The following is a 14,864-nucleotide window of genomic DNA, read 5'->3' on the forward strand; positions in this document are numbered from 1 at the left end:
CTGGTAATGGCAGATGAAACATTCGGTATAAAAGGTTTAACGGCAGCAGAAGTTGCCGAATCGAGAATAAAATTTGGTGCTAATATAGTTATCAATAAAACCCAAAATGCGGTTGTAGCAGCAATTATAAGCCTGGCAAAGGAGCCGATGGTGGTATTGCTTTTGGTGGCATCTGTTATTTATTACATAAGCGGGAACACACCTGATGCTATTTTCTTGTCAGTTGCGATAGTGCTGGTTGCCGGAATTTCACTGTACCAGGATGCCAGGAGCAATTCGGCACTTGAAAAATTAAAGGTATTGACCAGCCCGCTATGCAAAGTTATTCGCGATGGCCGGTACCAGGAAATTAATTCGGCGGATTTGGTTATTGGTGATGTTTTGGTTGCAGAAGAAGGGAATTCAATAGCGGCCGACGGATTGGTGTTAAGGGCGAACGACTTTACGGTAAATGAGTCGGTTTTAACCGGGGAATCGCTACCTGTAGGCAAAAATACGAAGGAAGATAACCAGGTTTACCAGGGGTGTACAGTAGCAACAGGGTTAGTGGTTGCCAAAGTAACCGCTATTGGCAACCAAACCAGGCTTGGCCATATAGGTGCCGCCCTCGAAAACATAGCCGAAGAAAAAACACCGCTTGAAAAACAGATAAACAATTTTGTTAAAAAAATGGTAGTGCTGGGTGCAGCAGTTTTTTTGACAGTTTGGGCTATCAATTTTTTTCACACATTAAACTTATTGGATAGCTTACTTAAGGCACTTACGCTTGCCATGAGCATACTGCCCGAAGAGATACCTGTTGCATTTGCCACATTTATGGCGCTTGGCGCCTGGCGCCTTATGCAAATGGGCGTACTGGTAAAACATACAAAAACGGTCGAAACCTTGGGAAGCGCCACGGTAATTTGCACCGATAAAACCGGCACCATCACCGAAAACAGGATGTCGCTGGCAATGCTTTACCTGCCGTTGAGCAAAAAAATTGTAAATGCCGATGACGAGTTAGGCGCCGAAGAGAAGGAATTGATAAATACAGCCATGTGGGCCAGTGAGCCCATTCCTTTTGATCCAATGGAGAAAGCGCTGCACAATTCATACGCGCAAGCTTTTTCGGTTGATGAACGCCCCGGCTATAAAATGGCCCACGAGTACCCTTTGGCCGGGCACCCGCCCATGATGACCCATATTTTTGAGGACAAGAAAGGCACACGTATTATAGCCGCCAAAGGCGCCCCGGAAGCGTTGGTGGCCGTGTCGGACTTAAATTTACACGAAAAAAAGCTCGTTAACGACGCTATTAACAACTTTGCGGCTAAGGGTTATCGGGTGCTGGGCGTTGGTGAAGCGCACTTTGCAGGAAACAACTTCCCCGAAAACCAGCAGGAATTTAAATTCACATTTAAAGGCCTCGTTGCCTTTTACGACCCTCCGAAGAAGAATATCACGTCGGTATTACAAACGTTTTATAATGCAGGCATTAAAGTAAAAATAGTTACCGGCGATTACACTGCTACCACTATGGCAATTGCAAACCAGGTAGGATTAATGGATTGTGAACACTCCGTAACCGGCGACGAACTGCTGAAACTAACTGAGCGAGAAGCTGAACAAAAGGTTAAAAACACGAATATTTTTAGCAGGATGTTCCCGGACGCCAAATTAAGGCTCATTAACGCGTTAAAAAAGCAGGGTGAAATAGTTGCAATGATTGGCGACGGTGTTAATGACGGCCCAGCATTAAAGGCTGCCCACATTGGCATTGCCATGGGCAATAAAGGTTCTGAAATTGCAAAACAGGCAGCTTCGATGGTTTTGGTCCATGATGACCTGTCGAAAATGGCGCTGGCTGTAGCCATGGGCCGCAGAATTTATTCGAACTTAAAAAAGGCGATACAATACATCATATCAATTCACATACCCATAGTACTCACAGTATTTGTGCCGCTGGCATTAGGCTGGAAATTTCCTAACATTTTTTCGCCGGTGCATATCATATTCCTGGAGTTGATTATGGGGCCCACCTGTTCTATAATTTACGAAAACGAGCCTGCGGAGAAAAATATAATGCTGCAAAACCCCCGCCCCTTTAGCCATACCTTCTTTAGCGCCCGGGAATTGATCACCAGCATTTTACAAGGATTGGCCATTACAGCGGGTGCCTTATTTGTTTATCAGTATGCAGTTCACAGTGCGTATAACGAACCCACAACCAGGGCAATGGTATTTACCGCCTTAATAGTCGCTAACATTACCTTAACCATGGTGAACCGCTCGTTTTTCTACAGCGTTTTTACCACCATGCGATACAAGAACAATTTGGTTTGGCTTATTATTGGTATTACTATTATTATGTTGGCCATGCTGATTTACGTACGCCCATTGGCAACGTTTTTCGGGTTTAGCACTTTAGCAATTCGGCCTTTGCTCATAAGCGTATCAGCAGGCTTTATATCGGCAATATGGTTTGAAGCAGTAAAACTGGTGAAGCGGCGGAGGGCTAAAAATCAATAAATCCCGTTCTTGATTTCGATAGCCTGGCTTCCGATTGGGTGACTTAAAAAAACGGTAAAGTTGTCACCGCCGGCGACCAATTTAGCATTGGACGGGTGCGCTAAAACTGTTCCTGTTCACAGTGGAACATAAGGAACAGGGTGGAACAGGAACAGGTTAGACCAAAGCACAAAAAACCTTATTTCTGCATCATAAATGCGCTTTTTACCCTGCCTTCGCCCCAAAAAAACGCAAAAAGTACTGACAAATTAGTGTCAGTAAAATCGTGCTATTTTTCTTCCTGGTTCTTGACTTCCGGTTCCTGACTCCTGGTTCTTGACTCTTGACTCTTTGTTCTTGGTTCTTGACTCTCATACCTCCCCAGCGTCTTCTGTAGTTGCTCCCGTATCTGTTTCACCAAAAGCCGCGGACCCAGCACGCGTATCTTCGGGCCAAAGCCGAGCAGTTCGCGTTCCAGCTCAAAGTTCATGATCACGCGGATGCTGAAGATCTTGCCATCGGCATCTTCGCTCAGTAGCTTTTGGGTGTGGTGGATGGGTTTGGTAATAATGTATGGTGCATTGGCATCATCTATCCAAAACACCACCTCCACATCGCGCTGGTTGGGGCTTTTGGTAACGCCCAGCACATCGTCATAATAAGTCGCCAGGTTAATGCTTTTGTTTTCGCGGTATTCCTCTTCGTGTTCTTCAATGGTCTTTATCCTGTCGAGCGCCAGGGTAAGCAGCGGCCCGTTCCGGGCGTGCGACTGCCCCAGCACAAACCACCGGTTGCGGTACTCCTTCAGCAAATAACCGCTGAAGCAAAACGTATTGGGCACCCTGGCCTTAAAGCTCTGGTAGGTAACACACATGGTTCTTTTAGCCACAATGGCCCGGCGGATAACCTCAATCCACTCCAAACCCTTCAAATTATCGTTCTTCTCAAAATCAATAACCGGGGCGCTGTGCGTTTTTTGGGTGTAGATTTTATCCTCCAGTTTACTCACCATCTCGTTCACATCAGCAAAATGGCTGAAGCCCTTAAACTGCTGCAGCAGACCCGCCACCTCGCCCAGCACCTGCATATCGTGGTTATTAAGCGGTATATTGGTAATGCTGTAGTTTTTATCCGAATAGGTATAATACTTCCTGTCCACCACCACTATCGGGGCTTCATAACCCAGCTTATTGCTGCGCATCATCTCCATATCCGCCTGTATGGTGCGGCGGCTAACGCCGGTATCAATACCCTGGTATTCGTATAAGGCGTCGGAACAGGCATCAATTAAATCCTCCAGGGTCCACTTTTTATAGCGGTTTTGCAGGCAATGGTCGAGGGTGCGGTAGCGGATGAGGGCATTGCGGTTTACGGGCATGTTTTGATTTCGGATTTCGGATGTTCGATTTCGGATTTATTTAATTGCGGATTGCGGAAGTTCGATTGCGGAATTGGTTTAACAAGTCTCCCCGGTCGAAGCTTAAGTCCTCTCCTTTGGAGAGGATTTAGGTGAGGCGAAGATGAGGCTTGTGTTTAACCTTCTACAGTTAACTAAAATAATTTTTGAAATTTATTGATTTATTTTTTACTGCGCAAATACATTGCGCAGTAAGGGTGTTATTTTGTACCAGCAAAAAGCCCCACCCAAACCCTCCCCGGTAGGGAGGGCTTAAAAAGAAGGAAAAAAAATAACAAAGCGCGAAGTTCAAAGTCTCCCCTACCGGGGGAGATTTAGAGGGGGCTAAAACACTAACACAATGAAAAAAGAAAATACACCCGCACCCGAAAACACCTCCCCCGCTAACCAGCGGGGGCCGGGGGGCCTCAAGGTGTCAAACAACGAACTCAAAGCCCTCGGCATTAACGACGTTAAAATACTCGAAAACTTTAGCCGCGTGGCCAACGGACTGTTAAAACATGCCGTAATGGACAAGCCCGAAATCCTCGCCAACCTCGAAGCTTTAATTGACGACCCTATGCCCTACGCGCTTAAAAAAGGCGGCAAGTTTAAAAACCTGGCCGAAAGCGTCATCAACCTGCGCAAAGAGGGCAAGTTTTTAAAGCAGCAGCGCAGCACGTTTGCGCTTAAAGAGGAAATTGCCGACTTCCCCGTTTGGGGTTTGGAACACATTGAGGTGGGCGCGCTGGCACAGATGAAAACAGCTGTTAAATTGCCGATAGCTGTCGCCGGCGCGCTGATGCCCGATGCGCACCAGGGCTACGGCCTGCCCATTGGCGGCGTGCTGGCCACCACGGCAAACACCATTATCCCCTTTGCCGTTGGGGTTGATATTGCCTGCCGCATGTGCCTCAGCATTTTCGATTTGCCCGCCGCCACGGTTGACACCGAAGCCGATATGCTGAAAGGCATGCTGATGGACCATACCTATTTTGGCATTGGCTGCACCACCAAATCGTACCACGACAGCTCGCTGTTCGATAGCAAAACGTGGGGCGAAACCAAGGTGATACGTAACCTGAAGGACAAAGCCTACGCCCAGCTGGGTACCAGCGGCACCGGCAACCACTTTGTGGAATGGGGCGAGCTTACCCTCGCCGAAGGCGCATTGGATGGCATCCCCGCAGGTAATTATTTGGCCCTGCTTTCGCACTCCGGCTCGCGCGGGTTTGGCGGCTGCGTGGCCGACCATTACTCAAAAATAGCCATGAGCAAAACCAAACTGCCGCCTGAAGCCAAGCATTTGGCCTGGCTAAATTTAGATAACGACGAAGGGCAGGAATACTGGATTGCCATGAACCTGGCCGGCGAATACGCCAGCGCCAACCACCACGAAATACACAACAAAATTGCCCGTGCGCTAAACCTTAACCCGCTGATGCGGATTGAGAACCACCACAATTTTGCCTGGCAGGAGCAGCTGGCCGACGGTACCCCCGTAATGGTGCACCGCAAAGGGGCCACGCCGGCTGGTCCCGGTGTGCTGGGTATTATCCCCGGCAGCATGAGCACCCCCGGTTTCGTGGTGCGCGGTAAAGGCGACGCGGCCAGCATCAACTCCGCCAGTCACGGTGCAGGCCGACTGATGAGCCGCAGCGCAGCCTTCAAAACGCTCGACAAAGTCGCCATTGCCGCCAACCTCGCCGACAAACGCATCACCCTTATGGGCAGCGACGTTGACGAAGCCCCCATGGCTTACAAAGACATCCACGCCGTAATGGCCGCCCAAAGCAACCTGGTAGAAGTACTGGCCAAGTTTGAACCGCGGATTGTAAAAATGGCAGACCCGAAGGAGAAGCCGGAGGATTGATTGGTGAGTGGTGAGTTGTGAGTGGAGAGTGGTTTAAAAAAGTGACAGTAGGGGTGGGGAGTGGCAGTTATTATTGTTCCCTCCCACCCCATTTGTCATCCCGAGCGACAGCGAGGGATCTTATACAAGCGAAAGGTATTGCGAGAGTTAGGTATACGCTCAATAAGTTAATCAAGTTGGACCCGTAATAAAAACTGCAAACTGCCAACTTTTAACTGCCAACAGATTAAACGGGCGTTTCCCGCTGATAGAAGCGGGCCGCTCCGCTAACTAGCGGATCATACGGCACAGGCGTTAGGCGCGAGGCCGGTATCCGCTGCCATCGCTAACGCGGGGATGCGGTAATATTATGTAGAATACCAAATGAAAAATAACATTAACTTGATGATTTAAATAGAGCAACTATGCAGCCGATATTTTCAAGGAATCACGACATTGATAAAATTGCTTTTCTTAATTGGCGTATCTCGAAAGAGGATGACATAAGAAATATGAAAAATTTAGCCGATGACTTTATGATGTCAGCGATAGAACTATCTAAACTATGCTTAATCGACAATCGTCATAAAAGAGCCGATGTCTTAATTTTTCCGATTTTAACTAATGTTAATCATGGAATTGAATTGTATTTAAAATCAATTACCTGGACGCTAAATATATTATTAGGGTCGAATCAACGGATCGAAGGAAGTCATAACATTAAGCAAATCTTTGAAACTGTAAAATCAAAAATAAAGTTATACAAGGGCAACATTAAATTAAAGAATTTCAATGATGCAACAAGGGGCCTAGATGCGTATATCACAGAACTGTTTGATAAATTAAATTCGACCCCGCAGAATGACAATATGGATTTTTCCCGTTATCCATTCGATAAAAAATATGACAATCATTTCTACGTTGATGCGGTAGGAAATGTGGAAGTTGACTTGGAAAACTTCGTTCTAAGATTTGAAGAAATCAGAAAGAACTTAGAAAGCATTTCAGATTACCTATTCTACCAAGAATTAAATCAAGATTGGTAAATTGTAATTATTAAACGGGGCGAGTTTGTATAGAAATATAGCATTTATGTAACGGTGCATTATAATTAAACTTCAAATGGAAGAAAATAAAAAGACACATTGGCGAAGAAATGATTTCAGATTAAAAAGTCTGTTCATGATTGTAGATGGACTACAAAAGTCAATAAAAGAACTTGAAAAAAATTTAACAGAGATTCATTGGTATGATGCAGATTGGTTGATGCAAGAAACCGAGCCTATTTATGGTTTAGCTTTTATCGCGTTTCAGAATTACATTATTGGAAGTATTGCGGACATCGATGGCACATCCCAAAACAAACATGCTTTCTTTAAAAAAGACCGAGCCATTGATGGCTATGCGTTCACAACAATTGAACTAATTACAACTCTTGCTAATTATGCTAAGCATAAAGACGAAAAGTTACTTCAAGGAACTACGACTATTTTAGATGGTTTTAAATTGAATTATAAAGACGTAATTTATTTAGATGAAGCGGCAATATTTCAGGGTTTGGATATTTTGGATAAGGATTGGGATCTATTTAAAATCCAAGACTATGTAACAGTTTGGCGTGAATCCTTGTGGATTTCAATGGAGTGCCAGAACTGAAATTAAGCTCATAATACAAGAAAATATCTTTGGTATATTATTTGCCTTCTAAAATTTTAGTAACAGAGAAATATATCTCCCCAGTTTCCGCAGCGTGCCTTCTTTTCCGAAATAGAAGTTGATGTAAATCGATCCTGTCTTCTAATACCGCATTTAGGTCCATTCCATCCATAAGAATCATTCCGGCAGCATTCTGGCCGGATAGTTCTCTTGCACCCTGAGTAAACCCGTCGATTGACACATATAACCCTAATGTGTTTTTCAATTTACTTGCTAATGTTCCTGCAAACTTCTTAAGATCACCCGTTTCAATTGGCCTCTTTTGCCATTTCGCTTCTAACAAATAGTCAGAATTTTCAAACGTAAAAGCACCATCAATTTGTTCGTCATTAAGAGCAAAGGATCGTTTTGGTTCCAAATCAAACAATGTAAATAATTCATTTAAAAACCCTTCCAATTCTCGTCCTCTTTTCTGCACGTTCGGTTCGGTAGCCAAAAGCATAAACTTGCTTTTTAGTGCTTCAATTTGCAGTACTTTGCCTTGGATTACCGAGGCTTTTTCTTCCAATTTCCTTTTCCTTATTTCCGATTCTTTTTTTTCCTGTTCAATTTTGAAAAAACCATTTGCGTATTGCCTAAGGTTTGCCACTGCCTCGGTGGCCTTTTTTATCTTTAAATCCGGATCATCCCACTGTCTTAGGTGGGAAAAGTCATCCATGTTCGCAGTTTCTAGTATTAGTTCCAAAAGATCGTTCTCATAAATATCTTTTCTCTCGATCATTCGATCTATAAGATTATTTACACTCTCATACTTTCTATTAGATTCCCAATCTATTGTGATTAAAATAGTTGTGTTTTTTATTGTAAGGTTGATAAAGTTTTTTAAGTCTTGCTTCTTCCAATAAATATTAATTAGCGCTTCTTTTAAAGCGGTGATTGCAGCCGGGGAAAACTTTTTCATCTTCAAGGTTTATCATGTAAAAATAGCAATTGTAAACTATATAATTGCGTTTAGTTAAAGCTCCCCTGCTGCCGCAAGGTACTCGCTTGTGGCCCGAGTTTAGGTAGCCGACATGTAGGTCGGTATATTGGATGGCAGGCCCCGATGTGTCCATTTATGCAATCAATCGCAAATACACAGTTTGTTACCTGTCAGCGTACCAAAAGCGAGGACGCTTGCGGTAGCGAAAGAACAAAAACGCTTGCGAGAACGGGGGAAGAGCGGTGGGGAAGAATTTCTTACTCGTATCAGATTACAAGTTCCTTTATATTTTCAAGTTTATTTTTAAGTTCGGCAACCTTATTATCATCTATAAAGGAATCATCGAGAAGAGAAATCAATGTATTCTTGCTCAGATCAATAGCTATAGTGGTAACCAATACTATTCTTACGTAATTGATAATTATCAATGCAAAATTATCGATGTTAATAAATTCGGTTATAAATTTTGATTTATCACCATCAGTTAAATAGCCACCATGTGCAAACTTGCTTCTAATGCCGTATGCCTTACTAAGATGGCTCCTAACTTCTAATGGCTTAAATCCTAAAACACCCAGTATTTTGCTTGTTCTGGTTTGCATCTTAAATGATAACTCTTGGGTATCATTTGATAGAAGCGCTTCAATTCCCATCATGGCATTAGCGATCCTTCTTTCAGTAGGAACGTTTTCAGTTAAAGCCTCATTATATCTATCAAAGGCTGTAGATATGTAGTCTACCTTTTTTTCAAAAGCATAAAAGTTTTTTGGAATAACTAACGTTTTAATGAAGTTTATAAATGACGATTCCATTTCCTTTTTGAAAACACTTTTTTGCCAAGGAAGAATTTGCTTTGCGGGTATGCCCATGTTACCGCCATTAGAAAGCGGAGTTATTATATCGAATTTAATTTCATATGACCTGTATTGAATACTACCCGGAAAATACAGTTTTAGAAGGGCCATATATTCTTCAACTTTTTGTTGAAGCAAAGCGCCATTTCGATCTTTTGAAATATAGGTAATTTCAAGAATAGCAGTATTAAATGGGAAAATATGTTGAATAGGTAAATCCTGGTATTCCGATTGTTCAAAATCAGATTGTTTTGTTTGTCTTAAAATAGCATGTTCATCTATCCTAAATTCTGGAAAATCTAAAATTACACCTGACAAATGTACAGTTGCAGTTCCATGGACAGGATCACCATTTAATTCTGAAATTACTTTGTTTTTTATTGCTTGTAAGGTACTCTTATCCGGGCTCCCATTCCCTTCAAAATATACAGGAAGAATTTTATAGATAAAACTTTGGATTGGGATAATGGCATACTGATCCGCATTTCTTTCACGCAAGTATTTTTCTGCTGCAAGAAATGTCGAAAGTCGATAAATATCGGAACTTAGATCAAAGCTTGCTTTCGTCCAATTCTTCTTTTTATGAATAATGCGTGATGCGTGGTCAATCTCTACTCCATTTTGGGTATAAAAAAAGTTGTTTATTTTCCAACCATATGATTCATCCACGCCGTGCATAACATTACCAGAGGAAATTTTCTTTTTAACCAATTCGCCTACCTCAACCATGAGATTTTCAAGATGCTCTGCCGTTTTTGTATCTTCTTCTAAATCCATTACTATCAAAGGTATATAATAACTCTTTTAATTTCTTTCCTCTTCTGGCGCCAGTATCGGCGCAGGCAAAATCCCCTCGCTGCTGTAGCGTCCCCACTTGCGGCCCGCGTTTAGGTAGCCCGTAAGCTATTCGAGATAATGCAGGGTAAACTCCAATGAAGTATATTTATGCAACCAATCGCAAATGCACGGTTTGTTTCTTGTAAGCGTGTCACAACCGAGGACGTATGCGGTAGCGAAAGGATTATTCTTCCAAATAATTTTGTATTAATGGATTTATCATGCATATTGTCGACTTAAACCTATCTTGTCATGGACGTAACAAAAAAACTCATTATTCGACCCGAAACTGTAGAAACAATCTTTGATTATTATTCAAAAGATATGCTTTTGGTAAACAGAAGATATCAACGAAAATTAGTTTGGACAATTGAGGAAAAAGAAAGTTTTATAGACTCAATATCTTTAAACTACCCTGTGCCTTTATTTTTGGTTGCCGAAATTCAATATAAGGGTGACACAGTACTCGAAATCATTGACGGAATGCAGCGTCTGAATGCCATAATAACATTTATAGAAGGCGAGTTTTCTTACAATGGACAATTTTTCGATTTGGAGGCAATATCAGGAACCAAGCTTCTTTTAGACAAAAAGTTACTTAAGCAAAGTGTTCCTAAACTAAATCGAGATATCTGTAAAGCGATTGCAAGCTACCAATTACCCTTGTCAGTATCTATTTTTAAGCAAGAATCAGCTATCGACGATATCTTTAAAAGAATAAATTCTAGCGGTAAGCATCTTTCAAGTCAAGAAATAAGGCAAGCCGGTTCGACAAATTCGTTCGGCAAACTTGTTAGAATATTGTCAGAAAGCATAAGAGGAGACGTTTCTCATACCGATAGATTAAGCTTAAACAAAATGAAGAAAATTTCTATAAATAGTAGGAAACTTGATTATGGAATTAATTTAGGCGGAATATTTTGGCGAAAACACAATATAATTACCGCAGAAAATATACGAGAGTCAAGGGATGAAGAAATAGTTGCAAATCTACTTAGCGCAATTTTAATTGAACCACGTCCAGCAGGGATATCTAAAAATCTAGACGAATTCTATAAACCCAACAATCCAATTGAACAAAAAATCAAAAAATTGGGTGACACTTATCTTGTAACAATGTTCGAAGCTGTATTTGAAGAGCTAAGAAATACATTTGAATCAACTAGCAGTTCTTTCTTTAAAATTTTATTTCAAAAAGAAACACATTACGTAAATAGATCGTTCCCTGTTTTTTTCTTAGCTTTTTATGATCTTTTGGTCAAAGAACAATTGAAAATCATAAATCATCAAAAACTAGCTACTGAATTAGTTGGATTTGGCGATAAATACCTAACTCCGAATGCCGACGACTACAACTTATCAAAACAAAGAGAACAAGGTATAGAAGTTGTCAAGGGTTTTATTAGGAAGCACTTCTCAAAACGTACGCAAAATGATCCTGCCCTAAATAATGGCGTTATTAAATTAGAAAATCTATTAGGCGGTTCTAATACTGAAAATACCAGTTATGATTTTAAAATAGGCTTTCATAGGTTACAAGGAAAAAATGAGTTCGATGAAAATGCCTTTGAAAAAGTTTTAAAGACATTGACTGCAATTGCTAACGGCGGAAAAGAGAGTATTGGATACGTTGTCATTGGAGTTGCCGATAATAAAAATGACAGCGATTGGCATGAAAAATTTTATAAGACTAAATCAATACCATACAAAAAATTTTTTGTAACAGGTGTCCAAAATGAGGTCAAAAATTATAAATCTGACGAAGATTATCGGTCAAAGATCGAAAATAAGATACGGATGAGCAAAATCACCCCATCCAAATATATAGATCAATTACTCCGTAACATTGACTATTTTAATTATTATGACAAGACTATTTTGATTTTAAAAATTCAAATGGACAAAGAACCTGTTAAATTTGGCGAACACTATTACGAACGTCAAGGCACCAGCACGGTTGAAGTAAAACGGGATAAGGAGGTCTTACTTTGGCAAAGAATACTTTCGTCGTAGAAAATAGTTAGCGTTGATTGATAATTGCTGCTGTCCGTAGGTACATCTGCGGTTAGCTATGCTGGTAGTTTGTAACTACCGTCCTTGAACAATAATAGCCCCACCACCCCAACTTGCGGCAGCAAAAGCTTTGCATGCATAAAAAAAGCCGCCTTACTTACGTAAAGCGGCCTGATGATCCGCTTGCGGATCATCAATACTTATATACCATTAGCAGCGTACATCGGGTCAATATGCAGGCGTAAGTAACCGTTTTCCAGTTTCTTTTGTTCGCCGTTGCGATTAAATAACATTGCGGTAAACTTTGCTTCCAGGTTGTAGCCGCCGCTGTCCGTAGATTACATCTACGGATTAGCTATGCAGGTAGTTTATAAAACCGTCCTTAAACAATAACAGCCCCGCTTGTGACATTAGGGGGTTATTTGCATGGCATCAATATGAAATAATGCCTATTCGAGATAAAAATCAGGTTTTAAATAAAAAATTGTATCGATAAAGAAAAGCACGCCATTGTTTGAAAGCACGTTTTCGTCGTGAAGGTCCTCGAAAATCAAGCCAAGCCCTTTATGAACATAATCGTTATTTCGGTTGTTCCAAAACCCGTTGTAAGTGAGGAATTGCTTCACAGCGGAAAGGTCTGTCGGTTCCGAAGTTACTATGAATTGCTGCTTCACAACTGCATGCAGTTCGTTATCAATAATTTTGAATCCAAGAAATTGGTAGGCTGTGGCAGGAAAAAAATGATTGTGGATGAGCAAGCTGTTAAAATAGTCGAGCCAGCTTTCATAAAAAATGCCGCCGTTAGTTTTAATAACGTGTAAATCATCAAGGCGGTAAACTCTTTGTTCGGCACCTTCGCTAATAAAGTCATTTTCGTTAATCGCCGGTTCGTAAAATAGCTTTTCCAGCCCGGCGAATATTACTAACGCTGCTGCTTCTTCACTTTTGAAGTACTGCTGTTTTTCAACTGGGATACCTGTTCCCGCATTTGCTCTAAGGAAAGCCTGGACTTTTTTGAGTTTGCCTGGTTGGCCAACCGGTCCATTTCCGAGAATGATATTTTGTAATTCATGTTTTATATCCCGCATTTTACCGATTACCAAAGATAATATATTATTATTTAAGCGACAATGGCACCTGCCCGCCTGCCCTTGCTGCCGCGTTTTTCATTTTCTTTCGCTAGCGCAAGCGTCATACTGCGGTAGCGAAAGCTTTGCACGTATAAAAAAAGCCGCTGTCCGTAACCTGCGTCTACGGATTAGCTATGCTGGTAGTTTCTAACTACCGTCCTTGAACAATAATAGTCCGCTGTCTGATTTCTACGAACCGCTATGCCTGAGTTTCCAACTACGGGTCAATTCGGAACAAAAACATGACTGAGCGAAGCACTGATTGTAGTGTACTTTACTTAGGCTCTTAAATAAAAAAGGAAGCTTTTGGCTTCCTTTTTTGTATTATTTTTTAATTATGTAGCCTTTGAGGCTTTTATGGTTTTTATCGTAATGAACATTCGTTCACTATCAGGTAGGTTTATGAAACCGTAGGCTTCGTAAAAACTAACCGCCTTTTCATCAATTGGGTCAACTATAACTGCCAGCGTACCTATGCTGTCCGATAAATCAGCACACCGGTTAAGCGCGTCCAACAACAACATTTCACCCAATCGATTACCCTTATACTCATTACTTACCGCCAGCCTACCTAATAAGGCAGTTGGTATATCTTTGTAAGACTTAGGCAGTTTTTTACCCAGTTCCTCCGGCAAATCAGCCAATGGTATCGAATGGCTGGAGAGTGTGTAGAAACCTGCTACTACTTTTTTCGGGTTATCACTCAATACGTAACAAACCGAAATATCCCTTTTTACGTCCTGACTGGCCTGCGCTTTTATATAATTATCCAATGCAGGATGTCCGCAATCGAAATCACTTCTGATATGCGTTTTATCAAGTATTTCTAATGTTAATTCCATTTTTAGCAAACTTATTATAGGTTAACTGAGCCTTTTTAAGTTTGTCGTTAGGAACAGGAGGATTTAATAGTGCATTAACAAAGATCTTTTTATCTTCCATACTTTTCAACATCGTGTTGTTGTCATTAATAATTTTATTTGTCTCGGATTTGATACAAAAAACAACAAACTCTGTTAAACTTTTAAAACCACGCAGTTCTGACGCATACTTAAACAACTCTTTCTGTTCTTTGCTAATACGAACATCGATTCTATCGTTAACTGTAGTTGCCATAATGTGATTTATCTCTTTTCTATCTTCTTTTCTATTATGCTTTAACTTACTTCTTTTCTTGGTGTTTATAGTTGATTTGTTACTTTTATCTGTGGTTTATCGATTATTTTTAAATTTGCTTTGATTTGAATTTGATTTGAATTTGGCTTGTTTTTGCTTGCTTGATTTGATGCGTGTGAGTTGTCGTAGTGATCTTGTTATGCTTTAATCTAAATGATTTTCTGTGCTAATTGATCTTAATTTTTTTGACGCTTGATTTTAATTGCTTTCGTTGTAATGCCTTTGTTTGATTTGCTTGCAGTTGATGATTTTTTGTAATTTTTAATTTAAGCTCTTTTACTATTCATAAAAGATTCCGATAGCGGCTTCATCTAAAAAGCCCATTGTCTATTTCGTACCAGCACTACAAATGTACGGAACATTACCGTACAAAGCAAATTTATTTTCATTGTTAGTATTGTCCTGCCAGGTCAGGCTTTTCTCCGCTTCCGTAAGGTACTGTCATAAAAAGGTATGAGCATCCTCGCTTGTGGCCCGC

11 protein-coding genes are annotated in these 14,864 nt (G+C 41.1%); 5 read left to right on the forward strand and 6 right to left on the reverse strand.

Going from position 1 to position 14,864, the window contains the following annotated elements; genetic code table 11:
* Positions 1–6: 6 nt before the first annotated feature.
* Positions 7–2,511, forward strand: a complete 2,505-nt coding sequence (locus NAF19_RS06935) for a cation-translocating P-type ATPase (RefSeq protein WP_252789094.1) — start codon at positions 7–9, stop codon at positions 2,509–2,511.
* Positions 2,512–2,779: 268 nt separating this feature from the next.
* On the opposite strand, the gene NAF19_RS06940 is transcribed toward NAF19_RS06935, so the two are convergent.
* Entirely contained in the window at positions 2,780–3,868 is a 1,089-nt protein-coding gene (locus NAF19_RS06940; RefSeq protein ID WP_252789095.1) for a helix-turn-helix transcriptional regulator, read from the reverse strand.
* 379 nt (positions 3,869–4,247) lie between these two features.
* Here NAF19_RS06940 and NAF19_RS06945 point away from each other — a divergent pair, with 379 nt between their 5' ends.
* The 3 genes from NAF19_RS06945 to NAF19_RS06955 all read left to right on the forward strand — a co-directional run bounded on the left by NAF19_RS06945 (position 4,248) and on the right by NAF19_RS06955 (position 7,394).
* A complete protein-coding gene (locus tag NAF19_RS06945) occupies positions 4,248–5,759 on the forward strand; it encodes an RtcB family protein (RefSeq protein WP_252789096.1) in 1,512 nt (503 codons plus the stop codon).
* Positions 5,760–6,163: 404 nt separating this feature from the next.
* Complete coding sequence (locus NAF19_RS06950) at positions 6,164–6,784, forward strand: hypothetical protein (RefSeq protein WP_252789097.1); 621 nt, start codon at positions 6,164–6,166, stop codon at positions 6,782–6,784.
* 76 nt (positions 6,785–6,860) lie between these two features.
* Positions 6,861–7,394 (forward strand): hypothetical protein, encoded by a 534-nt coding sequence (locus tag NAF19_RS06955; protein WP_252789098.1) that lies wholly within the window; start codon positions 6,861–6,863, stop codon positions 7,392–7,394.
* A 37-nt stretch (positions 7,395–7,431) separates the two neighbouring features.
* On the opposite strand, the gene NAF19_RS06960 is transcribed toward NAF19_RS06955, so the two are convergent.
* Together NAF19_RS06960 and NAF19_RS06965 are read right to left on the reverse strand one after the other, a co-directional pair.
* Positions 7,432–8,355, reverse strand: coding sequence for a restriction endonuclease (locus tag NAF19_RS06960; protein ID WP_252789099.1), 924 nt, complete (start codon positions 8,353–8,355; stop codon positions 7,432–7,434).
* 287 nt (positions 8,356–8,642) lie between these two features.
* The gene (locus NAF19_RS06965) at positions 8,643–10,007 is read right to left on the reverse strand and encodes a HEPN domain-containing protein (RefSeq protein ID WP_252789100.1); all 1,365 of its coding nucleotides are present in this window, start codon (positions 10,005–10,007) and stop codon (positions 8,643–8,645) included.
* A 312-nt stretch (positions 10,008–10,319) separates the two neighbouring features.
* On the opposite strand from NAF19_RS06965, the gene NAF19_RS06970 reads away from it, so the two are divergent.
* Complete coding sequence (locus tag NAF19_RS06970) at positions 10,320–12,080, forward strand: GmrSD restriction endonuclease domain-containing protein (protein ID WP_252789101.1); 1,761 nt, start codon at positions 10,320–10,322, stop codon at positions 12,078–12,080.
* 449 nt (positions 12,081–12,529) lie between these two features.
* Here NAF19_RS06970 and NAF19_RS06975 read toward each other — a convergent pair whose 3' ends face one another.
* The 3 genes from NAF19_RS06975 to NAF19_RS06985 all read right to left on the reverse strand — a co-directional run bounded on the left by NAF19_RS06975 (position 12,530) and on the right by NAF19_RS06985 (position 14,326).
* Positions 12,530–13,168 (reverse strand): putative polyvalent protein kinase domain-containing protein, encoded by a 639-nt coding sequence (locus tag NAF19_RS06975; protein WP_252789102.1) that lies wholly within the window; start codon positions 13,166–13,168, stop codon positions 12,530–12,532.
* Positions 13,169–13,545: 377 nt separating this feature from the next.
* Positions 13,546–14,052: a GNAT family N-acetyltransferase gene (locus NAF19_RS06980; RefSeq protein ID WP_252789103.1), complete on the reverse strand. Its 507-nt coding sequence runs from the start codon at positions 14,050–14,052 to the stop codon at positions 13,546–13,548.
* Positions 14,027–14,326, reverse strand: coding sequence for a type II toxin-antitoxin system TacA family antitoxin (locus NAF19_RS06985; protein WP_252789104.1), 300 nt, complete (start codon positions 14,324–14,326; stop codon positions 14,027–14,029). Before NAF19_RS06985 ends, NAF19_RS06980 begins: the two co-directional genes overlap by 26 nt.
* Positions 14,327–14,864: the final 538 nt, after the last annotated feature.

Origin of the sequence: Mucilaginibacter flavidus, assembly GCF_024055575.1 — a bacterium.
GTDB lineage: Bacteria > Bacteroidota > Bacteroidia > Sphingobacteriales > Sphingobacteriaceae > Mucilaginibacter > Mucilaginibacter flavidus.

Excerpts from the sequence above, each read along its gene's own strand:
- NAF19_RS06935 (WP_252789094.1), top strand. The coding sequence starts at position 7 with ATGGCAGATGAAACATTCGGTATAAAAGGTTTAACGGCAGCAGAAGTT.
- NAF19_RS06940 (WP_252789095.1), bottom strand. The coding sequence starts at position 3,868 with ATGCCCGTAAACCGCAATGCCCTCATCCGCTACCGCACCCTCGACCAT.
- NAF19_RS06945 (WP_252789096.1), top strand. The coding sequence starts at position 4,248 with ATGAAAAAAGAAAATACACCCGCACCCGAAAACACCTCCCCCGCTAAC.
- NAF19_RS06950 (WP_252789097.1), top strand. The coding sequence starts at position 6,164 with ATGCAGCCGATATTTTCAAGGAATCACGACATTGATAAAATTGCTTTT.
- NAF19_RS06955 (WP_252789098.1), top strand. The coding sequence starts at position 6,861 with ATGGAAGAAAATAAAAAGACACATTGGCGAAGAAATGATTTCAGATTA.
- NAF19_RS06960 (WP_252789099.1), bottom strand. The coding sequence starts at position 8,355 with ATGAAAAAGTTTTCCCCGGCTGCAATCACCGCTTTAAAAGAAGCGCTA.
- NAF19_RS06965 (WP_252789100.1), bottom strand. The coding sequence starts at position 10,007 with ATGGATTTAGAAGAAGATACAAAAACGGCAGAGCATCTTGAAAATCTC.
- NAF19_RS06970 (WP_252789101.1), top strand. The coding sequence starts at position 10,320 with ATGGACGTAACAAAAAAACTCATTATTCGACCCGAAACTGTAGAAACA.
- NAF19_RS06975 (WP_252789102.1), bottom strand. The coding sequence starts at position 13,168 with ATGCGGGATATAAAACATGAATTACAAAATATCATTCTCGGAAATGGA.
- NAF19_RS06980 (WP_252789103.1), bottom strand. The coding sequence starts at position 14,052 with ATGGAATTAACATTAGAAATACTTGATAAAACGCATATCAGAAGTGAT.
- NAF19_RS06985 (WP_252789104.1), bottom strand. The coding sequence starts at position 14,326 with ATGGCAACTACAGTTAACGATAGAATCGATGTTCGTATTAGCAAAGAA.